The following is a 22,010-nucleotide window of genomic DNA, read 5'->3' as shown; positions in this document are numbered from 1 at the left end:
CCTCAGCCCACCTCGGCGACCGCCGCCAGGATGCGCGCGATATCCTGCGGCCGCGAGAGCCGGTGGTCGCCGTCCTGAATCATGGTCAAGACAACGTCGTCGGCCGGCAACCGGTGGGCCAGCGCAAAGGCGTGCCGCCATGGAACATCCGGATCCTGGGCGCCTTGCAGGATCCGCACCGGGCAGCCGACATTGATGGCGCTGCCGAGCAGGAGGTGGTTGCGGCCCTCCTCGATCAGCGTCTTCGTGATGGGGTAGGGGTCGCCATACTCGGACGGGCGCAGCCAGACGCCGGTGGTCTCGATCTCCTGCCGGACCGCAGGCGAAAAGCCCTTCCACATCAGTTCCTCGGTGAAATCGGGCGCCGGCGCGATCAAAACCAGCCCGGCCACCGTGGGACCTTGCGATTGCTTGGCAATTTCGCGCGCGAGCAGGAGCGCCAGCCAGCCGCCCATGGACGAGCCGATCACGACCTGGGGACCCCGACAGAACCGAGTGAAGACGGCGAGGCTTTCCTCGAGCCAGCGTCCGATGGTCCCGTCGACGAATTCGCCGCCGGATTCGCCGTGCCCCGAATAATCGAAACGGACGCAGGCGCGGCCGTGTTCAGCCGCCCAGGCGTCGAGGGCCAGGGCCTTGGTCCCTTTCATGTCGGAATGGAAGCCGCCGAGCCAGACCAGCCCGGGACCATGACCCTCACGCGCACGGACCGCGATCCGCCGGCGGGATTCGCCCAGCCCGACCTCGATAATGGCAGGCAATTCGTTGGTATCGGCGGTTGTGGCCATGGATCGCACCTCGTGATCAGGCGCTTGTTTGGGCGAGCCCTGACCGTCCGTCAACGCGGCATCCGGCTTGCGCAACTCGACTTTGCACTCTATCTCGCCAGAGGAACCGTTGCCGCCCTGGATTCCGGGAATCTCGGGCGGCCGGGCCCTTGGGGGAGGTATCCGATCTCGCTGTCGCGCCTGCGCGGATCCTGAGATCAGTCTCGCTTGCCGGCAAAGCTGCACCGCCCGGCGCGAAATTTCGCGCGTCAGGCGAGAGCTGTCTTGCCCGCGGCGGCTTCTTCCTTCAGACTAGCGACCCTCTTCCACAACTTTGGAGAACTACCCATTCGCCGTCCCAATAGAGCTCCGCCCGCTGCCACCAAAGACGGGCCGCGCACCAATGATGAGATTCGCAATGCGCAGATCCAGCTGATCGATCAGAACGGCCAGAACCACGGCACCGTGGAAACGATGGTTGCCATCAAGATGGCTGCCGAGGTTGGCATGGACCTGGTGGAAATTCAGCCGAACGGCAGCCCTCCCGTCTGCAAGATCATGGACTACGGGAAGTATAAATATTCGGCGCAGAAGAAAGCCGCGGAAGCCCGCAAGAAGCAGAAGGTCGTCGAGATCAAGGAGATCAAGCTCCGTCCGATGATCGATGATCATGACTACGACGTGAAGATGCGGGCCATGCAGCGCTTCTTCGAGGAAGGCGACAAGGTCAAGATCACGCTGCGCTATCGCGGCCGTGAAATGGCGCACCAGGAGATCGGCACCAAGCTTCTGGACAAGGTCAAGGCCGACGTCGCCGCCTTTGCCAAGGTCGAGCAGGACGCCAAGTTCGAAGGTCGCCAAGTCGTGATGGTACTGGCGCCGCGCTAAGAGCCCGGTGCCGCACGATGACCTGCGATGGGGGCCCGCCAAGCCGTTTGGCGGGCTTTGTCGCGAGTAGACCAGATCGCTAACGGACGGTTAAGACCGCGTCGCCTGCCAGCGGCCGCTGCAGACGCCGGATGATCCGCGCCCACGCCAGCGGCCGGCGCCCATTGTCGCGCCGAGCCGGCCCGAGCCGATCGCATAGGAGCCGCCTTGCGAGACCCGTACCGTGACAGTGCCGCCGCGACCAACGGCGCCGCTGATATGGGCCGCGCTGCTCGAGGTGACCCGACCGCCTGCGATGAAGACCGGGAAACTGTAGCCCCGATCACAATTGCCGGCCTGGGTGATGATCAGGACGGTCCAGGCGCCGTCATAGCCGGTGGCGCGGGCCTGAGCGGCCGCAGGGAGTGCCGCGGCCATTCCGGCCGCGAGCACCCAGCACAGCGCGCGGGGTGCCTGGGAACGGAATGTTGGGAGTCGGGGCGACAGCATCATGGCCCTCCTGCCCGATTAAGAAGCTGATGGCCCGGCAATCCTAGTCGATTTTGCGCATCCAGCGTTGCCAATTGGCGCTGTCTCTGCCATAAGCGCAGCCTTCATCGCCCGGCTGATCAAGGGCTGCCGTGGCGGTGCCTTTGTGCGGGTATTTCGGCTTTTTCCGAAAACCTGAGCACAGTCAACGCTCTAACGAGCATTTTCGCCTGATAGCGCCGCTTCTGCGGGCGGCTTGCTGTTGGCATCCAAGGAGAGCCAAATGCCCAAGTTGAAGACCAAATCCGGCGCCAAAAAGCGCTTCAAGGTGACGGCCACCGGCAAAGTGATGCACGCCCAGCGCGGCAAGCGCCACGGCATGATCAAGCGGACCAAGAAGCAGATCCGGCAGCTGCGCGGCACCCGCGTGCTGTTCAAGACCGACGGCGACAACGTCAAGAAGTACTTCTTGCCGAACGCCTGACGGCTGACTGCGTCCGATCCACGCGCCGCGCGCCGCGCGGCCCATCATCACCATTGATCAAGGATTTCCGTCATGTCTCGCGTCAAACGCGGTGTGACCGCCCACGCCAAGCACAAGAAGGTCTTCAAGGCCGCCAAAGGCTATTACGGCCGCCGCAAGAACACGATCCGCGTCGCCAAGCAGGCCGTCGAAAAGGCCGGCCAGTACGCATTCCGCGACCGCAAGCGCAAGAAGCGCACCTTCCGCGCGCTCTGGATCCAGCGGCTGAACGCGGCCGTGCGTCCGTTCGAGCTGACCTACAGCCGATTTATCGACGGCCTGTCCAAGTCCGGCATCACCGTCGACCGCAAGGTGCTGTCGGATCTCGCGATCAACGAGCCCGCCGCGTTCCAGGCGATCGTTGAGAAGGCCAAGGCGGCGCTCGCCGCCTGATCGCCTCTCCATCGCGAGGATTGCTGAAGCGGCCGATCACCTCGGCCGCTTTTTGCTATCCGGCTTTGGCCTTGACCCTCGCCCGGCGTGCAGCCACAACCAGCCGCCTTTTCGCGGAGATTGACCGTGTCCGACCTATTGAGCCTCGAAGTCTCGATCCTCGACCAGATTGCCGCCGCTGGCGACGAAGCCGCGCTCGAAGCCGTGCGCGTCGCGGCGCTCGGCAAGAAAGGCTCGATCTCGGCGCTGCTGTCGACACTCGGCAAGATGTCGCCGGACGAGCGCAAGACCCAAGGCGCGGCGATCAACCTCGCCAAGGACAAGGTGAGCGAGGCGCTTGCAGCTCGGCGCGACGTGCTGAAGGCCGCCGCGCTCGACGCACGGCTGGCCGCCGAGACTATCGACGTGACGCTGCCGTTGCAGGACACGCCGGCGGAGGCGGGCAGGGTGCATCCGCTCAGCCAGGTGATGGACGAGCTCACCACGATCTTCGCCGATATGGGCTTTGCGATTGCCGAAGGTCCTGACATCGAGACCGACGACTACAACTTCACCAAGCTGAACTTCCCGGAGGGCCATCCGGCCCGCGAGATGCACGACACCTTCTTCTTCAATCCGAAGGAGGACGGGTCGCGCATGCTCCTGCGCACGCACACCTCGCCGGTGCAGGTGCGCACAATGCTCACCCAAAAGCCGCCGATCCGCGTGATCTGCCCGGGCCGCACCTACCGCATCGATTCCGATGCGACGCATACGCCGCAATTCCACCAGGTCGAAGGGCTCGTCATCGACAAGGGCTCGCATCTCGGTCACCTCAAATGGATCCTGCACGAGTTCTGCAAGGCCTTCTTCGAGGTCGACCACATCAACATGCGGTTCCGGCCGTCGTTCTTTCCGTTCACCGAGCCGTCGCTCGAGGTCGATATCCAGTGCCGCCGCGACAAGGGCGAGATCCGCTTCGGCGAGGGCGAGGACTGGCTGGAGATTCTCGGCTGCGGCATGGTGCATCCGAACGTGCTGCGCGCCTGCGGGCTCGATCCCGACGAGTATCAGGGTTTTGCCTGGGGCATGGGCATCGACCGCATCGCGATGCTCAAATACGGCATGAGCGATCTGCGCCAGCTGTTCGATGGCGACGTCCGCTGGCTGTCGCATTACGGCTTCAAGCCGCTCGAAGTGCCGACGCTCGCGGGGGGACTGAGTTCGTGACCGCTGGCGGCCTCGATCTCACCAATTGGGTGCTGCGGCTCCCTCTCCCGCTTGCGGGGGAGGGCTGGGGTGGGGGTGTCACGGCCAATTGTCTCCAGCACAATGCTCTCTCCGTTCCCTCCCCCCTTGTGGGGGAGGGTCAGGGAGGGGGGTAACCACGCATGCCGCACGCAGTTGTCAGCGAGCGCCAACGCGGTCGAGCGAAGCAGCTTCGTCAGGCGATGACGCGCGCCGAGACGCTGTTGTGGTGTTACATCAAGGCGGACCGGATCGAAGGTGCAGGCTTCCGCCGCCAGGTGCCGTTTCGCAACTACATCGCGGACTTTGTTTGCTTCTCCGCGAAACTCGTCATCGAACCGGACGGCGAGTCTCACGATTTTGCCGACCGGCAAGCGAGAGACGCCGAACGCGACGCCTTTTTTGTGTGCGAAGGCTTCAAGGTTCTCCGCTTCACCAATGAGCAGGTGACCTCGAACCTCGAGGCCGTCGTTGAGACAGTTCGCCAGAGTCTCCTCGTTCGTGCCCGCGGCTTACCCCCCTCCCAAACCCTCCCCACAAGGGGGGAGGGAGCGGAGAGAACGGCGCAAGATCCGAAGAGAGTTCAACAAACAACACCGTCAAGTAAGACTCGAGGCATACAGCCATGAAATTCACGCTGTCCTGGCTGAAGGACCATCTCGACACCGATGAGCCGGTCGAGAAGCTCGCAGACAAGCTCACCATGATCGGGCTCGAGGTCGAGCATCTCGAGGACAAGGCGAAGCTGCTGGCGCCGTTCACGATCGCGCGTGTCATCTCGGCCGAGCAGCACCCCAACGCCGATCGCCTGCGCGTCTGCATGGTGGACACCGGCAACGGCGCCGCGCCGGTGCAGGTGGTGTGCGGCGCGCCGAACGCGCGCACCGGCCTCATATCCGTGTTCTCGGCGCCGGGCACGTTCATTCCCGGCAAGAACATCACGCTGTCGGTCGGCACGATCAGAGGCGTCGAGAGCCGCGGCATGCTGTGCTCCGAGGCCGAGCTCGAAATCTCCGAGAATCATGACGGCATCATGGAGCTGCCGGCGGATGCGCCGATCGGCAAGCCGTACGCCGAATGGGCGGGGCTCGGCGATCCCGTCTTCGAAATCAATCTGACGCCGAACCGGCAGGACTGCACCGGCGTGCACGGCATCGCGCGCGATCTCGCGGCCGCCGACATGGGCAGACTGAAGGATCCCGCGATCAAACCGATCAAGGGCGAATTCCCCTGTTCGGTGAAGGTCACGGTCGAGGACGAGAAGCTGTGCCCCGGTTTCGCGCTGCGGCTGGTGCGCGGGGTCAAGAACGGCCCCTCGCCGAAATGGCTGCAGCAGCGGCTGACCTCGATCGGGCTGCGGCCGATCAATGCACTGGTCGACATCACCAACTTCATGACCTTCGACCGCGCGCGGCCGCTGCACGTGTTCGACGCCCAGAAGGTGAAGGGCAATCTGGTCGTGCGCCGTGCCCATGATGGCGAGACCCTGCTTGCGCTCGACGGCCGCACCTACACCCTCGACAGCAGCATCTGCGTGATCGCAGACGATCACGCAGTCGAATCGCTCGCCGGCATCATGGGCGGCGAGGCTTCCGGCTGCGACGAGACCACCACCGACGTGCTGATCGAATCGGCGCTATGGAACGAGATCAACATCGCCCAGACCGGCCGCAAGCTCGGCATCAATTCGGATGCGCGCTATCGCTTCGAGCGTGGCGTCGATCCGGCCTTCATGGTGCCGGGGCTCGAAATGGCGACCAAGCTGGTGCTGGAGCTGTGCGGCGGCACGGCGTCGGACAATGTCGTGGTCGGCAATCCGTACGGCGATGAGCGGGTGATCGACTTTCCGCTCACCGAGGTGAAGCGGCTCGCCGGCATCGACGTGCCATTGCCTGAAATGCGGCGCATCCTCGGCCATCTCGGCTTCATGCTGGCGGGCTCTGGCCCGGTGGTGAAGATCGCGGTGCCGTCCTGGCGCACCGACGTTCACGGCAAGGCCGACATCGTCGAAGAAATCGTGCGCATGGTCGGCGTCGGCAAGGTGCCGGAGACGCCGTTCGAGCGCGGCGAGGCGCCGCGCAAGCCGGTGCTGACGCCGATCCAGCTGCGCACCCGTCGCGCCAAGCGCGCGCTGGCAACGCGCGGGATGGTCGAAGCGGTGACCTGGTCGTTCATTTCCAAGCCGGCCGCCGAACTGTTCGGCGGCGGCAAGCCTGAGCTTGCGCTCGCGAACCCGATCGCCTCCGATCTCTCCGACATGCGCCCGAGCCTTCTGCCCGGGCTGATCGCGACAGCGCAGGCCAATGCCGATCGCGGTTTTGGCGATGCCGCGATCTTCGAAGTCGGCCAGATCTTCAAAGGCGACCGGCCGGAGGATCAGTTCATGGCGGCAAGCGGCGTCCGCCGTGGCTTCGCCAGCGCGAAGGGGCTTGGCCGGCACTGGACCGGATCACAAGCTGCAAACGCTTTCGATGCCAAGGCCGACGCACTCGCCGTGCTGGCTGCCGCCGGCGCGCCGATGGCCGCATTGCAGATCGTGCCCGGTGGTCCGGCCTGGCTGCACCCTGGACGTTCCGGCACCATCCAGATGGGGCCGCAGAACGTGCTCGGCACGTTCGGTGAGATCCATCCGCGTACGCTCGAGGCGCTCAAGGCCGACGGTCCGCTGGTCGGTTTCGAAGTCATTCTGGATCGTATCCCTGCGGCGAAGCAGAAGCCGACCCGCGCCAAGCCTGTGCTTGAGCTCTCGCCGTTCCAGCCGGTGTCGCGCGACTTCGCCTTCATCGTGGATCGCGCCATGAAGGCCGGCGACATCGTGCGGGCCGCACAGGGTGCCGACAAGAAGCTGATCACCGAGGTCTCGGTCTTTGACGTCTATGAAGGCAAGGGCATCGAGGACGGCAAGAAATCGATCGCGATCGCCGTGACGATGCAGCCGCGCGACAAGACCATGACGGACGAGGAGATCGACGCGGTCGGCGCCAAGATCACCGCCGAGGTTGCCAAGAAGACCGGCGGCGTGTTGCGCGGATGAGCCTGTCCGGGCTCATCCCAGGTGATGTCGGACCCTCCGCTGCGATCGCGCTCTGCGTGATCGCGTTCATTGCCGCGACGGCCCGCGGTTTCTCCGGCTTCGGCGCGGCGCTGATCTTCATGCCGCTCGCGAGCAGCGTGGCCGGACCTCGTCTGGTCGCGGCGCTGCTGCTCGTCATCGACTTCGTATCGGCCGCACCGCTGGTGCCGAAGGCGTGGCAAGAGGCGGATCGCAAGGCGACTGCCGTGATCGTCGCCGGCGCGCTGATCGGAGTGCCGACCGGCACGTATTTCCTGAGCCGGCTCGATCCCGTCACGACGCGATGGATCATTTCCGGCTTCGTCATCGCATTGCTTGCCCTGCTGCTGTCGGGCTGGCGCTACCGCGGCAAGGAGTACACGGCCCTGTCGGTTGCGGTCGGCGGCATCTCAGGCTTCTGCAGCGGGCTTGCCCAGACCGGCGGGCCGCCGATCGTCGGCTATTGGCTGGGGCGACCGATCCCGTCGAAGATCGCGCGCGCCAACATCCTGCTGTTCTTTGGCGCGTCCGATTTCTTCTCGATGGTGAGCTACGCCTTGAGCGGTCTGATCACCTGGGATTCACTCAGATTGTCGCTGCTGGTCGGACCGATCTACGCGATCGGGGTGTTCTTTGGTGCGTCCCTGTTCGGGCGCGCCAGCGAGCGTGTGTTTCGCGCCATCTGCTATGTGCTGATCGCGCTTGCCGTCGTCTTTGGACTTCCTGCTCTCGACGGGGTGCTGGGTCGCGGCTAGTGTTCGCCTCAACTGAAAAGTTGAGGAGGAGACCATGATCGATCGTCGCAGCCTACTGACGCTTGCGGTTGGCGCTGCGGGCGCGTTCGCCGCGCCAGGGGTGCTTGCGCAATCGCCCAAGCCGCGCACGCGCATCGTCTTCCTCGGCACCAAGGGCGGCCCGCGCGTCGGTGTCGGCGCCGCAAATCCGGCCAATCTCGTCGTGGTCAACAACACACCGTTCGTGATCGATTGCGGCATGGGCGTCAGCCGTCAGCTGGTCAGCGCCGGCGTTCCTCTCCCGTCCGTGAAATACATCCTCATCAGTCACCACCATTCCGATCACAATCTGGAATATGGCAACCTGTTCTACAATGCCTGGGCGGCAGGCCTGTCGACCCCGATCCGGTCCTTTGGGCCAAAGGGATTGGAAGCGATGACGCGCAGCTTCTGGGAGCTGAACAAGTTCGACGTCGAAACCCGCATCGAGGACGAAGGCCGCCCTGATCCACGTCCGCTCCTGATTGCCAAGGACATCAACGATGACGGCGTGGTGTTGAAGACCGAGGACGTGACGGTGACGGCGTCCCGCACCCCGCACCCACCGATTACCGACAATTTCGCCTACAAGTTCGAGACGCCGGACGGCGTCATCGTGTTCTCGTCGGACACCGCCTACAATCCCAAGCTTGCGGAGTTCGCCAAGGGCGCCGACGTGCTGGTGCATGAATGTCTCTACGTTCCCGCAGTCGATCGCCTGGTGCTGAAGACCAAGAACGGCGCAACGCTGAAGAAGCATCTGATGGACAGCCACACATCGACGGCGGATGTCGGGCGCATCGCTGCAGCCGCCGGCGTGAAGACCCTCGTGCTCAGTCACTTCGTGCCGGGCGATGATCCTGAGGTCACCGATGACGATTGGACGCGCGACGTGAAGACCAGCTACTCCGGCCGCATCGTCGTGGCTAAGGACCTGATGGAGCTCAAGCTGCCGGTGTGAGCCGGCCGGAGCTAGAGCATGATCCGGAAAAGTGCGAAGCGGTTTTCCCTCGCGACAAACGCGGAACGCGTTCGCGCGGAGATCATGCTCAAACACCTAGAGCGCGATGACGGTTCAGCCTGTTCTCATCGCGCTTTAGTCGATCGGCGATGCGGACCGGATTGAGCCGCGCCGCCGTGGCCGTCTTGGTTCCGCAGCTTCGACCGGCTCGGGTTCCTTCAACGCACCGATCCTGCGCAAGGCGGCTTCGGCGGCGCGCTCACCGGACTCCCACGCGCCGTCAACTGTGCCCCACATGATTTCATGGGTGGCTTCGCCGGCGAGGAACAACGGGCCGAGCGGCTCGGTCAGGATCTTGCGCGAGCCCTGGCCGCCAGGCACGGCCGCCGACATCGCGCCGAGAATGGTCGGCGCGGCGTTCCAGCGCGTTGCGGCCGATGCCTTGACCGCAGCGGCCGCGTCGCTGCCGAACAGCTTTGTCAGCCATTCCTTGCCGAAGGCGACCATCGCCGCCTCGCCTTGTGACGACAAGTCGCGTCCGAAGGATCCGCCGACATCGATCGTGCACAGCGATGATCCACCGATATTGGCGAACAACAGGCCGGTTTGGGTCGAGCTGCTCTGCTCGATGATCAGATCGTCGCGCGACAGACCGAGCGGATTGCCGGCGATCTGCAGCGCGATACGGTCATAGCTGCCGAGGCTGAGCTTGGCGGCGGCGTCCAATTGCCGCTTCGGCAGTTCCGGCGTGAACTTGATCGTCCCTGACGTCAGCACGTTGGTCGAGACGGTCAGGATGATCGCGCGCGTGGCGATGCGGCCTGACGCCGTCTCCACCACCACCTCGCGATTGGTCCAGACGATGCGCGTCGCGGGCGTTGACAGCGCCAGCGGCAACTGCTCGCCGAGTTTGGCAACCAGCGTGCCGAGACCTTGCCGACAGGCGAGCGCTGCGTTGCGATTCTGCGCGCGCGTCTTGTCCATGGCCGAGAGCTCGTTGAGGTCCTTGCCCGTCGTCGCGGGTCCGAGCACGAAGTCCGCCGTTCCGGTCCAGTCGCCGAGATCCTTCGGCAGAGCCGCGGCGCAGGATGTATCCAGCTTGCCGCGACCGGCATCATCGATCGAACGCTTGGCGCGCACCAGCGCTGCCAGGAACTGCTCGGTTTCGCCCGGCCGCGCATTGCGACGGCCGACGCGGATCTTGTGCCCGACGGGTGCAGCCATGATGTCGAGCCCGGCCGCGCGGGCCAGCTTCGCAAGTGGATTGCCGTCGGGATTGTAAAGCCAGCGCGCGCCGCGATCGAATGGCTCGCCGAAGGTCGCCGGATCGGTGCGGCAACGACCGCCGAGCTGGCCGGAGGCCTCGAGCACCAGCACCTTGCGATTGGCCGCGACAACGCGCCGGGCTGCGGCGATGCCGGCCGCACCTGCCCCGATCACCACGATATCGGCGTCGCGCGGCGCCGTCGCAGCGCGAGCGCCGCTGCCGAGCATCGGCGTCGTCGCCAGCGCCGCCGACGCGGCGAGAAAGCCGCGGCGCGTGAAAGTCATGTCATGGTTTCCGAAAGCTTGGAAAGACAGGGAACGCGGCGAGACCTTAGCCGCCTCCAACGCAGTGCGGCAACCGTCATGGTAAATCAACCATGGTTGAAGCGACACCCATCATGAACCAAATTGCAACCGCAGTCGACCATGATAGAGACAGGGAAAAGCAGCCGAACAAGGCCGCTTGGGGGGACTGACCGCCATGGGCGTCATGCTCGATCAGATCGGCAAGCTGCTTGCCGCTTACCTCCAGAAGGAGGTTCCGGGCTATGAGCCGTTCACGCCGAGCGATCCGGACAATCTGCGCAACGATGTCCAGCCCGGCGACGTGCTGCTCGTCGAGGGCAACAGCCGCATCTCGGGCATCATCAAATATCTGACGCAGTCGACCTGGTCGCACGCGGCGCTCTATGTCGGACCGATCGATGGCGCGGTCGAACCCGACGGCGAACCGCATGTGCTGGTCGAAGCCTATGTCGATGAGGGCGTGATCTCGGCTCCGCTGTCGAAATACTTTAGTTACCACACCCGCATCTGCCGGCCGGTCGGTCTGACCTTCGAGGATCGCCATACCGTGTGCCGCTATGCCATCAATCGCATCGGCTTCGGCTACGACACCAAGAACATCGTCGACCTGATGCGTTATCTGTTCCCGCTGCCGGTCCCGCAGCGCTGGCGGCGACGCATGATTGCGCTCGGATCCGGCGATCCCACCAAGATGATCTGCTCGGCGCTGATCGCACAGGCCTTCGATGCGGTGCGCTATCCGATCCTGCCGAAGATCACGCGTGCGGGCTCGAAACGGGCCAAGCGCGAGATCCTGCACATCCGCGATTCGTCGCTCTATATGCCGCGCGACTTCGACATCTCACCCTATTTCGAGATCGTGAAGCCGACCATCGTCAACGGATTCGATTACACGACCCTGCATTGGGCCGACAAACAGAAGCCGCTCGCGGAGGTAGCGGGCGAGTTCGGTGTGTTTCCAGAGGCGCTCAAAGCGCCGCCGCTCATTCCTGAGGCGCTTGACGAAGAAGCGCCGGCTGCGGCTGAGCAAATGAACGCAGACGCTGGGGTGATCGAGCGCGTGACCGTTACCGAGCATTATCTGTTGGCGCATCACATCCGCGCCGAGGCGCCGGAGTGCCGTGCCCGCAAGCGCGAGACAATGGTCTAGGCCGCAGCATCGTCCCTTCCCGCTACCGGTCGGAACGGCCGATGACGTCCATCAATTCCGCGATCTTCTGCCGCTGATCGGCCTTGTCGCCCGAGGCGATGGCGTGCTCGACGCAATGGGCAACGTGATCGCGCAGGATCTCTTCCTCGACCCGGCGCAATGCGGCCCGTACCGCAGAGATCTGCGTGACGATATCGATGCAATAACGGTCGTCCTCGACCATCTTCGAGAGGCCCCGAACCTGGCCTTCGATCCGGCTCAACCGTTTCTGACAAGATGTCTTGATGTCTTTCCGCATTCGGCATATATACCCCTACAGGGTATGGGTTACAAGTCCGGAGTCGGACAGCAATGTCGGAAAACCAACACACGTATTCAGTGGCAGCCGGCGAATCCGCGGGCTGCGGCTGCGGATCCAAGGCCGCAGCCGTCGAAACAGCGCCCGCCGCAGCTGCCAAGGAGTCTTCCAAAGAGTCCTGCTGCACCAATCATGCCGCGGGCGAAACGCCTGCCGCCGGCGCGAGTTGCTGCGGCGGCCATCACCATCATCATCCGGCGACCGACACGAAGGTGCTGGACCCCGTTTGCGGGATGAGCGTCGACCCGACCACGTCGAAACATCGATTCGACTATCGCGGCCAGACCTTCCACTTCTGCTCGGCCGGCTGCCGCACCAAGTTCGCGGCCGATCCCGCAAAATATCTCGAAAAGAAAGAGCCGCCGCCGGAGATGCCGGCCGGCACGATCTACACCTGCCCGATGCATCCGGAGATCCGCCAGGTCGGCCCCGGAAGCTGCCCGATCTGCGGCATGGCGCTGGAGCCCGAAATCGTCAGCCTCGACAGCGCGCCGAACCCCGAGCTCGTCGACATGACGCGCCGTCTCTGGATCGGCGCATTGCTTGCGGTGCCCGTGGTTGTGCTGGAGATGGGCGGGCACCTGCTCGGCGGCGATCATGGCCTCGTCGATCCGGTCACGTCGAACTGGATCCAGCTCGTCTTCTCCACCCCGGTGGTGCTGTGGGCCGGCTGGCCCTTCTTCGTGCGCGGCTGGCAATCGTTGCAAACGCGCAATCTCAACATGTTCACGCTGATCGCTATGGGCACGGGCGTCGCCTATGTCTACAGCGTGATTGCGACGGTGGCGCCGCAGGTGTTTCCGGCGACGTTCCGTGATCATGGCGGCGCGGTCGCGAGTTATTTCGAGGCCGCGGCGGTCATCATCGTACTGGTGCTGGTCGGACAGGTGCTGGAGCTGCGCGCGCGCGAGGCTACCTCAGGCGCGATCAAGGCGCTGCTGCAGCTGGCGCCGAAGACGGCGCGGCGGATCAGTGAGGACGGTCAGGACCACGAGGTCGAGATCGACCAACTGCAGGTCGGCGACCGCTTGCGCGTGCGTCCGGGCGAGAAGGTTCCGGTCGACGGCACCATCCTCGACGGCCGCTCGTCGCTCGATGAATCGCTCGTGACTGGCGAGTCCATGCCGGTGACCAAGGAAGAGGGCGCGCATGTCATCGCCGGCACCTTGAACCAGTCCGGCGGCTTCGTGATGCGCGCCGACAAGGTCGGGCGCGACACGCTGCTGTCGCAGATCGTCCAGATGGTCGCCGAAGCGCAGCGCTCCCGCGCGCCGATCCAGCGGCTTGCCGACCAGGTCGCCGGCTGGTTCGTGCCGATGGTGATTGCGGCTGCGGTCGTCGCATTCGTCGCCTGGTACAGCTTTGGGCCGGAGCCGCGGTTCACCTATGGCCTCGTCGCCGCCGTCAGCGTGCTGATCATCGCCTGCCCCTGCGCGCTCGGGCTTGCGACCCCGATGTCGATCATGGTCGGCGTCGGCCGCGGCGCCCAGGCAGGGATCCTGATCAAGAATGCCGAGGCGCTGGAGCGGATGGAGAAGGTCGACACGCTGGTGGTCGACAAGACTGGCACCTTGACCGAAGGCAAGCCGAAGGTGACGGGAATCGTGACCGCGCCCGGCTTCGACGAGAACGAGGTGCTACGGCTCGCGGCCAGCGTGGAGCGGGCCAGCGAGCATCCGCTGGCGGACGCGATCGTGCGGCACGCGAAAGAGCGCAAAGTCGCACTCAGCGAGGTCAGTGGCTTCGACGCGCCGACCGGCAAGGGTGCGCAAGGCTCGGTCGACGGCCGATCGATCGTGCTCGGCACCGCGACCTATCTCGCATCGCTCGGCATCATCGCCGACACGCTCGGCGTCGAGAGCAAGCGGCTGCGCAGCGACGGCGCCACCGTCATCACCATGGCCGTCGACGGCAAGCCGGCCGCGCTGTTCGCGATCTCCGATCCGATCAAGGCATCGACGCCGGATGCACTGAAGGCGCTGACCGAGGACGGCATCGAGGTGATCATGCTGACCGGCGACAACCGCACGACGGCAACGGCGGTCGCCCGCAGGATAGGCATCGCGGAGGTCGAAGCGGAGGTGCTGCCGGATCAGAAGAGTGCCGTCGTGGCGCGGCTGGGCGCGGCGGGCAAGGTCGTGGCCATGGCTGGCGACGGCGTCAACGACGCGCCGGCGCTGGCCGCGGCCGATGTCGGCATCGCCATGGGCACGGGGACCGATGTCGCCATGGAAAGTGCCGGTGTGACGCTGCTGAAAGGCGATCTCGGCGGCATCGCACGGGCGCGCAGGCTGTCGGCCGCAACGATGCGCAACATCCGCCAGAACCTGTTCTTCGCCTTCATCTACAATGCGGCCGGCATCCCGATCGCGGCCGGAATCCTCTATCCCGCCTTCGGCATCCTGCTGTCCCCGATCATTGCAGCGGCAGCCATGTCGCTGTCGTCAGTCAGCGTGGTCGGCAATGCGTTGCGATTGCGAGCGACCAAACTGTAGGACGTATCAGGCTGCCCTCGTCCCGATCGGACGGGGCAGGCCGGCGCGCGCGATGCCGCCATAGAGCGGCTCATCCGGCATCGCTTCGCGCAGGATGGCACGCACGGCAATCAGCTGCTCGATGTCGATGCCGGTCGCGAAGCCCTTGCTCTCGCACAGGAAGACGAGATCTTCGAACACGACATTGCCGGTGGCGCCGGGGGCGAACGGACAGCCGCCGAGCCCACCGAGCGAGCCATCGAGAATACGCGCGCCGGCGTCGATCGCGGCCGAGGCATTGGCGATCCCCATGCCGCGGGTGTCATGCAGATGAACGCAGATTGGCCTGTCGCCGGCGAGCTTGACGGCGGCCGCAGTCAATTCGCCGACCTGCTTGGGACCTGCGAAGCCAACGGTGTCAGCAATTCCAACCGCGTCGGCTCCGACCTCGAAGCATTGATCGACCAGACGCAGCACCTCGGCGGGCTCGACCGCGCCGGTGATCGAGCAACCCAGCGCCATCGATATCGCGGCGTGCACGATCGGCCGATGCGCGCTGGCGTCGCGCAGCTCGCACAGGCGCCTGATGTTGTCGAGTGCGGAAGCACGCGAGCGGCGGGCGTTGGCCTGACTGTGCTCCTCGGTCGCCGAAACCACCGAGGCGATTTCAGGCACCCGCGAGGCGAGCGCATCGTTCGCACCGCGCTCATTGAGCACCAGCGCAATGCCGTGCGCGCCGGGTAGCTCAGCGACGGTCGCGACCATCTCGCCGACATCGGCGAATTGCGGAAAGGTCTTGGCCGGCAGGAACGAGCCGACCTCGAAGCAGCGCACGCCCGCGGCGTGTTCCTCGCGCAGCCAGCGCTGCTTGGCGGCAGTGGATGGAAAGCGCTTGACGAGCTGCAGGCCGTCACGCAGGCCGACCTCACGCAAGGTGACGCGCCCTTCCGGATAGATCCGTACAGCCTCGCTCATGCGCAACCTCCTGCGTGCTTGCCGACGGATGTCGGCCGCGCATCGAGTTCGGCGCGGATCGCCGCCGTGTCAGCCCCGAGCGCGGGGACTTTCAGTCCGTCACCGAAATTGGCGCCGTTCCATTCGATTGGCAGCGCCGGCGCGCGGAATGATGCGCCATCCGCATTGAAATTGTGGACGAGCCCACCCGGTCGCAGCACATGCGGGTCGTCGAACAGATCTTCCGGCCGGTTGATCGGCGAGAAGCAGATATTGAGCGCATCGAGCTTCGCCGACAATTCTGTCGCATCCCACCGCCTGACGACGTCGGCGACCTGCGGAATGATGCGGCCGCGCGCCAGGATGCGATCAGTCGTCGTGGCGAGCGCCGGATCTTCGAGCAACTCGATCAGGCCGAATTCCCGGCAGAAGCTCTGCCAATGGCCTTCGGTGACGACGCCGATGAAGATGCGCTGTCCGCCCGCGGTCTCGAAGATGTCGTAGATCGGCCAGGCGTGCTCGCGCTCCGGCATCGACAGCGGCTTCACCCCGGTCATCTCGTACTGGACCATATGTTGCGCCACCAGGAACAGGCAGTTCTCGAACAGGCCGATGCGGATGTCGGCCCCGTCGGTGCGGCCATCGCGCCTTTGGTAGAGCGCGGCGAGGATCGAGATCACGCCGAACATGCCGCCCATGATGTCGTTGGCCGAGGAGCCGACGCGCTGCGGCCTGTCCTTGGTGCCGGTCATCGCCGCGAGCCCCGACATCATCTGCACGACTTCGTCCAGCGCCGGGCGATGCTCGTATGGCCCGGACAGGAAGCCCTTGTGGCCCGCAATGATGAGATGCGGATGCCGGCGTCGCAGGTCGTCGGCACCTAATCCCTGTTTCTCCAACTGGCCATCCCGGAAATTCTCCAGGAACACGTCGGCCGTCGCCAACAGCCGATGCATCGTCTCGCGGTCGTCGGCTCGCGCGAGATCCAACACCACGCTGCGCTTGCCGCGGTTGAACAGGGGAAAGAACGCAGTGCCCATTCCACCCAGGGTGCGCGTCTTGTCTCCGGACGGCGGCTCCACCTTGATCACCTCGGCGCCGAGCTGAGCCAGGATCATGCCGCAGGTCGGGCCCATGACCATATGGGTCATTTCGACGACGCGGACACCTTGAAGCGGCAGGCCCGATCCCGTCATGGCGTGTTCCTCCGTTGTCTGGCCCCGGAGGTTAGGCTTCCCGTAGGCATCTGAAAATTATAAAGTGTTGAACAGGACGTTCGCCATTTTAGAACACAGCTCGCGGACGGATTATGGACTCCCGGCAGCTCCGCTATTTCATCGCGGTCTACGAGCAGCGCAACCTGTCACGGGCGGCGGACCAAACCAGCGTCGCACAATCCGCGCTCAGTCATCACATCTCCAATCTCGAGGCTGAGTTCGCCACGCCCTTGTTCGAACGGAAGCCGCGCGGGATGGAGCCGACCGCGGCAGGCGAACGGCTTTACGAGCATGCTCGCATCATCCTTCGCGCAATGGCTGCCGCCGAGCGCGAGATCAAGGAAGGACGCACCAGCATTGCGGGCGAGATCTCGATCGGCATGGCCAACTCCGGCATGAAGGCGATCGGCGTCGCCTTGATGCAGGCCGTGCTCGCCAAATACCCCAATCTGAAGCTGTCTCTGACCGAGAGCCTTTCCGGCGCGACGCTGCTGCACCTGATGGCATCCGAGGTCGATCTGGCGCTGGTCTACAATCCCCCGGCTGAGAAGGAGCTGGTGGCCGAGCCCGTGCTGGAGGAGCAGATGGTCTGCGTCGGCACGGCCAAGCTGATCGGCAGGAGCAAGGCGCCGATGCGTTTCGACGAGCTCGCGCAGCTGCCGCAGATCATGCTGCTGCACGGCTTGTCCTCGCGGGCCCTGTTGGATGATCCCGTACTGCTCAAGCGGCTGGAGGCCAAAGCGATCCTGCATCTCAACTCGATCAGCGGCACCATTGGCGCGCTGCTCGCAGGTCTCGGTTGTGCGATCGCGACCCGGCTGTTCGTGAAGGAGCAGCTTGCGGCGGGCACCCTCGTTGCGCGCGAGGTCGTGGAGCCCACGCTCACACGCACGCTCTATCTGTGCCGGCTGCGCAATCGCCCGATGACCTACGCCATGGAAGAGATGCGACGGCTGATCCTCACCTTGATCGCCGATCAGGTCGGCCGCGGTGGCTGGCAGGCCAGGCTGCTGTATTAGCGCGGCTTTGAAAGAGCGCAGAGCGGACACACCGGCAGTGTTTGGAGCACCCGCTCAGCCTTCGCTTTTCTCGAACGCTTCCTTCGATATGTTCGTCTGGATTTCTACCTTGCTCCCACCCAAACATGGGCCTGCCGGTCCGTCCTCGCCAAGAAGGACGACGGGAAGCAGCTGGCGGCAAGAGCCGCGGCTATGTCCAGGGGAGGATCACGATGAGTGCCGTCGGTATCGACACCGGGCTCGACCTTTCAACAGCGCCCGCGGGACCAAGCGAGATTTCACGGCGGCTGGAGAGCCTGCCTGCGTCAGGCTATCTCTGGCGACTCGTCGTGCTGTTATCGCTTGGCGGCTGGTTCGAGGTCTATGACCTGTTCTTCACCGGCTATATCGCGCCCGGTCTCAATCGCAGCGGCCTGCTGACCACAACCACGCAGGCCTTCTTCGGCTTCTCCGGCATCGGCGCGTTTGTCGCCGCGACATTTGCGGGCCTTTTCGTCGGCACTTTCTTTCTCGGCTTTCTTGCCGATCGGTTTGGCCGGCGATCGATCTTCACCTGGGCACTCCTGGCCTATACGGCAGCATCGGTGGTGATGGCCTGCCAGACCACATCCGCCGGCTTGCTGTTCTGGCGCTTCGTCGCCGGCATCGGCATCGGGGTCGAGGTCATCACCATCGACGCCTATCTCACGGAGTTGATGCCGAGCCGGATGCGCGGACGCGCCTTCGCGATCAACCAGGCGGTCATGTTCACGGCCGTGCCGGTGGTGGCCGCGCTGGCTTGGTGGCTGGTGCCCATTGGGCCGCTTGGATGGGATGGCTGGCGCTGGGTGGTGCTGATCGGTGCCGTCGGAAGCCTGGCAGTCTGGATAGTCCGGCTCTATCTGCCAGAAAGTCCGCTCTGGCTGGCGCGCCATGGCCGCGAGGCCGAAGCCGTCGCCGTCCTGCGCAAGCTGGAAGCCGCGACTGGAGCTGCGATTTCGCCGCGCATCGTCGCGGAGGGGCGTCCTTCGGCGGTTATCCGCACAGCCGGATTTTTTGACATCTTCAAGCCGGCCTATGCGCCGCTCATCATCCTGTTCATGATCTTCAATCTCTGCCAGGCCTTCGGTGTCTATGGCTTCGCCAATTGGGTTCCCACCTTGCTGCTCGAAAAGGGCATCACGGTCACCAAGAGCTTGCAATATTCGTTCATCATCGCCTTCGCCTACCCGATCGCTCCACTGCTGGCTGCGACCTTTGCAGACCGGTGCGAGCGCAGATGGATCATCTGCGGCGCGGCCGCCGCGATCGCGGTATTCGGTATCGCCTTCTCGCAGTTCAGCGAACCGGCGCTCCTGATCGCGAGCGGCGTACTGGTCACGACGTCCAACATGACCATGTCCTACGCCTACCACGCCTATCAGACCGAGGTCTTTCCGACCGCGATCCGTGCCCGCGCCTCGGGCGTGGTCTATTCGATGAGCCGCGTCAGCGCGACATTTTCGGGTTTTATCGTCGCCTACATGCTGCGTGAGACGGGAGTTGGAGGCGTGTTCGGCCTCATTACGGCGGCGATGATCATCGTCATTCTGGCGATGGCGCTGTTCGGCCCGAACGTGCGCGGCAAGCCGCTCGCGGCGTGACTTTCGGCGCCCTTGCCGGCTGCGGCTGACATGTCTACCTCTCTGGCTGGCTTATGAGAGAGGTCCGGATCCCATGTTCGACGCCGCCGTGAAGGCGCTTTCGCAAATGCTGTCGCCGCCGATGCGCTCCATCCTGTGGCGATCGGTCGGACTTGCGCTGGTCCTGGTCACGGTGCTGGCGATCGGCCTGCAACGGTTCCTGAGCTGGCTCGCAACGGCCGGCGAAGGCTGGGCAGAGGCCATGCTGGGCCCGAATTTCCACACCACGCTCGACGTGCTGGCCTGGATCATCTCGATTGCCGCCGGGTTCGGTGTCGTGTTCGGCGGCATCATGCTGATGCCGGCGATCACCTCGGTCGTGGCGAGCCTGTTCGTCGACGAGGTCGCCGAGCATGTCGAACGCGAATACTATCCCGCGGAACGGCCTGGCGTCGCGCTCCCCTTCGGGCTCGCGATGCAGGAAGGGCTGAAGACCGCCGGCCTCACCATCCTGGTCTATTTGATCGCACTACCCTTCGTGTTCCTGGCGGGCGCGGGTTTTGCCATCTTCTTTGTTGCAGCAGCCTGGCTGCTCGGCCGGGAATATTTCGAGCTGGCGGCGATGCGGTTCCGATCGCCGGCTGAAGCCAAGGCGATGCGGCGCGACAACGCGGCGACGGTGTTCACCGCGGGACTGATCATTGCCGCCTTCGTCTCGATCCCGATCGTCAATCTCGCCACGCCGCTGTTCGGCATGGCGTTCATGGTCCACATGCACAAGCGGCTATCGGGGCCGCGGCCCGAGCTGATCGAGCCGTCTCGTCGCAGTGTGGCGGGGAGCTTCCAGCGCGATTGACACTGGCGCCTCCGCAACCGTCTCGCGCTCACGCGCAAACAGCAGGATCAGCAACGCGAACAACGACACGCCCGCCAGCAACGCCCAGGCCTCGTTGACGCACAGCGCGAGCGAGGCCTTTTCGACCAGAGGCCGCACATAGGCGATGGTCGCTTCATCAGGCATCCCCGGCGGCCGGTGCAGCAGAAGCTCGGGCTGCAGCCCGATCGCATTGGCGGCCGAGACATCACCAGCCAGCAGCCGGTCGCGCAGATCGGCGGCATGGATGCTGAGGCGGCCGTAGATGATCGTGTCGATCAGCGCAATGCCGATGGCGCCGCCCAGATTCCGCATCAGGTTGAACAGCGCGCTGGCATCGGCGACCTCCGACTGCGGCAGATCGCCAAGCGCGATCCGCGTCGGCGGCAGCAAGCAGAACATGGTGCCGATGCCGCGGATCACCTGTGGCCCGAACATTTCGGCATAGTCGGCGGTGCGCGGCTGAAACGCGCTCATTCCGAGACCGGCCGCGAACAGCGCGAAGCCGAAGGCGGCCAACACCCTGGCGTCGACGCGGCTCTCGAGCAGGGTCACGCAGGGCGCGGCGAGCAGCTGCGCCACGCCGGTTACCAGCATGATCATGCCGATCTCGAAGGCGCTGTGGTGGCGAACGAAGGCGAGGAACACCGGCATCAGGTAGACCGAACCGAACAGCCCGACGCCAAGACAGAAGCTCAGACCGCAGCCGATCGCGAAGCTGCGCCGCTTGAGGCTCGCAAGCCGCACGATCGGATGCGCGGCCAACAGGGTGCGCTGAACCAGCAGAACCAGGCTCGAGCCGCTGAGCACCAGCAGCGCGAGGCAGTTCGGCGACAGCCAGCCGCGTTCCGGCGCCTCCTTCAATCCGATCTCGAGGCTTGTCAGCGCCACCGCCAACAATGCCAAGGCGGGAATGTCGAGCTTGGACAGTTCGGCGAAATCGGTCGATTGACGCGGCAGAAGCCGGGGCGTCGCCGATGCGGCCACGATGCCCGGCGCGACATTGATCAGGAACAGCCACGGCCAAGACCAGGTGTCGGTGATGTAGCCGCCAACCACGGGGCCGATGGTCGGCGCCAGCACCGCCACGACGCCGGCGATCGTAGTGGCGACGGCATGCAGGCGTGAGGGAAACAATAGAAAGACGGCTGAGAACACCGCCGGAATCAACACGCCGCCAGAGAAGCCCTGCAGCACGCGAAAGGCCAGCAGCATCTCGAAACTGACGCTCAGTGCGCAGCCGAACGACGCCAGCGTGAACAGGCTGACCGCGGCGACGAACAGCCAGCGCAGGCTGAACACTCGGGTAAAAAGGCCCGTGAGCGGAATCGCGATGATCTCCGCGATCAGATAGGCGGTCTGGACCCAGCTCATCGCCTCCGGCGAGATACCGAGCGCGTCCTGGATGGTCGGCAGCGAGGTCGCGACGACCTGGATGTCCAGGATCGCCATGAACATGCCAAGGCACATCAGCAGGAAGCCGAGCCAAGTGGCGAGGCTTGGCATCGGCTGCGACGCGGATTGGCTGTTCATGCGACCTGCCCCCCGATCTCGGCAAGCGCGTGCTGCTCGGCCCGGATACGGACCGCCAGCATGCCTGCATTCAGAATCGAGAATATGAGTGCGACCCACGGCAGATGTAGGGCAAGCGGCAGGAGTGCGATCTCCGTCGCGACGACGGCATAGTTGGGATGCGACATGTAGCGGTAGGGCCCCTCCGCCACCAGCGGCCTGCCCGG

General features: G+C 64.8%; 21 protein-coding genes. 13 read left to right on the top strand and 8 right to left on the bottom strand.

The annotated features are described in order from the left end of the window. Nucleotides 1-2: 2 nt before the first annotated feature. Nucleotides 3-788 carry an alpha/beta hydrolase gene (locus tag BRAS3843_RS29000; RefSeq protein ID WP_008972703.1) on the bottom strand — a complete coding sequence of 262 codons (786 nt, stop codon included), beginning with the start codon at nt 786-788 and terminating at the stop codon, nt 3-5. Nucleotides 789-1,115: 327 nt separating this feature from the next. Between BRAS3843_RS29000 and infC the strand changes: the two genes are divergently transcribed. Then, nucleotides 1,116-1,655: a translation initiation factor IF-3 gene (infC, locus tag BRAS3843_RS28995; RefSeq protein ID WP_085967037.1), complete on the top strand. Its 540-nt coding sequence runs from the start codon at nt 1,116-1,118 to the stop codon at nt 1,653-1,655. Between the two features lie 90 nt (nt 1,656-1,745). On the opposite strand, the gene BRAS3843_RS28990 is transcribed toward infC, so the two are convergent. Next, on the bottom strand, nt 1,746-2,144 hold the full coding sequence (locus BRAS3843_RS28990) for a hypothetical protein (protein WP_008972701.1): 399 nt from the start codon (nt 2,142-2,144) through the stop codon (nt 1,746-1,748). 262 nt (nt 2,145-2,406) lie between these two features. Here BRAS3843_RS28990 and rpmI point away from each other — a divergent pair, with 262 nt between their 5' ends. From rpmI to BRAS3843_RS28955, 7 genes are all read left to right on the top strand, one after another. Next, the gene (rpmI, locus tag BRAS3843_RS28985) at nt 2,407-2,607 is read left to right on the top strand and encodes a 50S ribosomal protein L35 (RefSeq protein ID WP_008539890.1); all 201 of its coding nucleotides are present in this window, start codon (nt 2,407-2,409) and stop codon (nt 2,605-2,607) included. A 72-nt stretch (nt 2,608-2,679) separates the two neighbouring features. Then, complete coding sequence (gene rplT / locus BRAS3843_RS28980; protein ID WP_008972700.1) at nt 2,680-3,039, top strand: 50S ribosomal protein L20; 360 nt, start codon at nt 2,680-2,682, stop codon at nt 3,037-3,039. Between the two features lie 126 nt (nt 3,040-3,165). Continuing rightward, the gene (gene pheS / locus BRAS3843_RS28975; RefSeq protein ID WP_008972699.1) at nt 3,166-4,248 is read left to right on the top strand and encodes a phenylalanine--tRNA ligase subunit alpha; all 1,083 of its coding nucleotides are present in this window, start codon (nt 3,166-3,168) and stop codon (nt 4,246-4,248) included. Between the two features lie 161 nt (nt 4,249-4,409). Next, nucleotides 4,410-4,895, top strand: a complete 486-nt coding sequence (locus BRAS3843_RS28970) for an endonuclease domain-containing protein (protein ID WP_008972697.1) — start codon at nt 4,410-4,412, stop codon at nt 4,893-4,895. Beyond that, nucleotides 4,892-7,300 (top strand): phenylalanine--tRNA ligase subunit beta, encoded by a 2,409-nt coding sequence (gene pheT, locus BRAS3843_RS28965; protein WP_008972696.1) that lies wholly within the window; start codon nt 4,892-4,894, stop codon nt 7,298-7,300. The genes BRAS3843_RS28970 and pheT overlap by 4 nt, the downstream gene beginning before the upstream one ends. Next, nucleotides 7,297-8,073 carry a sulfite exporter TauE/SafE family protein gene (locus BRAS3843_RS28960; protein ID WP_008972695.1) on the top strand — a complete coding sequence of 259 codons (777 nt, stop codon included), beginning with the start codon at nt 7,297-7,299 and terminating at the stop codon, nt 8,071-8,073. Before pheT ends, BRAS3843_RS28960 begins: the two co-directional genes overlap by 4 nt. A 34-nt stretch (nt 8,074-8,107) precedes the next feature. After that, entirely contained in the window at nt 8,108-9,052 is a 945-nt protein-coding gene (locus BRAS3843_RS28955; RefSeq protein WP_008972694.1) for an MBL fold metallo-hydrolase, read from the top strand. Nucleotides 9,053-9,187: 135 nt separating this feature from the next. On the opposite strand, the gene BRAS3843_RS28950 is transcribed toward BRAS3843_RS28955, so the two are convergent. Next, complete coding sequence (locus tag BRAS3843_RS28950) at nt 9,188-10,603, bottom strand: FAD-dependent oxidoreductase (protein ID WP_008972693.1); 1,416 nt, start codon at nt 10,601-10,603, stop codon at nt 9,188-9,190. 196 nt (nt 10,604-10,799) lie between these two features. On the opposite strand from BRAS3843_RS28950, the gene BRAS3843_RS28945 reads away from it, so the two are divergent. Beyond that, a complete protein-coding gene (locus BRAS3843_RS28945; RefSeq protein WP_008972692.1) occupies nt 10,800-11,774 on the top strand; it encodes a YiiX/YebB-like N1pC/P60 family cysteine hydrolase in 975 nt (324 codons plus the stop codon). 22 nt (nt 11,775-11,796) lie between these two features. Here BRAS3843_RS28945 and BRAS3843_RS28940 read toward each other — a convergent pair whose 3' ends face one another. Beyond that, entirely contained in the window at nt 11,797-12,072 is a 276-nt protein-coding gene (locus BRAS3843_RS28940) for a metal-sensitive transcriptional regulator (RefSeq protein ID WP_008972691.1), read from the bottom strand. A gap of 53 nt (nt 12,073-12,125) precedes the next feature. On the opposite strand from BRAS3843_RS28940, the gene BRAS3843_RS28935 reads away from it, so the two are divergent. Then, nucleotides 12,126-14,627 (top strand): heavy metal translocating P-type ATPase, encoded by a 2,502-nt coding sequence (locus BRAS3843_RS28935; RefSeq protein WP_008972690.1) that lies wholly within the window; start codon nt 12,126-12,128, stop codon nt 14,625-14,627. 6 nt (nt 14,628-14,633) lie between these two features. Here BRAS3843_RS28935 and BRAS3843_RS28930 read toward each other — a convergent pair whose 3' ends face one another. Together BRAS3843_RS28930 and BRAS3843_RS28925 are read right to left on the bottom strand one after the other, a co-directional pair. Continuing rightward, on the bottom strand, nt 14,634-15,581 hold the full coding sequence (locus BRAS3843_RS28930) for a hydroxymethylglutaryl-CoA lyase (RefSeq protein ID WP_008972689.1): 948 nt from the start codon (nt 15,579-15,581) through the stop codon (nt 14,634-14,636). Beyond that, entirely contained in the window at nt 15,578-16,756 is a 1,179-nt protein-coding gene (locus BRAS3843_RS28925; RefSeq protein WP_008972688.1) for a CoA transferase, read from the bottom strand. Before BRAS3843_RS28925 ends, BRAS3843_RS28930 begins: the two co-directional genes overlap by 4 nt. A gap of 113 nt (nt 16,757-16,869) precedes the next feature. Here BRAS3843_RS28925 and BRAS3843_RS28920 point away from each other — a divergent pair, with 113 nt between their 5' ends. The 3 genes from BRAS3843_RS28920 (at nt 16,870) to BRAS3843_RS28910 (ending at nt 20,253) form a co-directional block, all read left to right on the top strand. After that, a complete protein-coding gene (locus tag BRAS3843_RS28920; protein ID WP_008972687.1) occupies nt 16,870-17,796 on the top strand; it encodes a LysR family transcriptional regulator in 927 nt (308 codons plus the stop codon). A 212-nt stretch (nt 17,797-18,008) separates the two neighbouring features. Beyond that, on the top strand, nt 18,009-19,418 hold the full coding sequence (locus BRAS3843_RS28915; RefSeq protein ID WP_008972686.1) for an MFS transporter: 1,410 nt from the start codon (nt 18,009-18,011) through the stop codon (nt 19,416-19,418). A 73-nt stretch (nt 19,419-19,491) separates the two neighbouring features. Continuing rightward, a complete protein-coding gene (locus BRAS3843_RS28910) occupies nt 19,492-20,253 on the top strand; it encodes a sulfate transporter family protein (RefSeq protein ID WP_008972685.1) in 762 nt (253 codons plus the stop codon). Here the strand turns inward: BRAS3843_RS28910 and BRAS3843_RS28905 are convergent. Together BRAS3843_RS28905 and BRAS3843_RS28900 are read right to left on the bottom strand one after the other, a co-directional pair. Next, nucleotides 20,182-21,804: a DHA2 family efflux MFS transporter permease subunit gene (locus BRAS3843_RS28905; RefSeq protein WP_008972684.1), complete on the bottom strand. Its 1,623-nt coding sequence runs from the start codon at nt 21,802-21,804 to the stop codon at nt 20,182-20,184. The two genes, BRAS3843_RS28910 and BRAS3843_RS28905, sit on opposite strands and share 72 nt — an antisense overlap. Further along, nucleotides 21,801-22,010 (bottom strand): isoprenylcysteine carboxylmethyltransferase family protein (locus BRAS3843_RS28900; RefSeq protein WP_035983135.1); only part of this gene is annotated, 210 nt, incomplete at its 5' end. The genes BRAS3843_RS28905 and BRAS3843_RS28900, both read right to left, overlap by 4 nt.

The organism is Bradyrhizobium sp. STM 3843 (assembly GCF_000239815.1).
Lineage (GTDB): Bacteria > Pseudomonadota > Alphaproteobacteria > Rhizobiales > Xanthobacteraceae > Bradyrhizobium.
The sequence above is the reverse complement of the archived record's forward strand: the minus strand, read 5'-3'. Positions and strand labels throughout refer to the sequence as shown.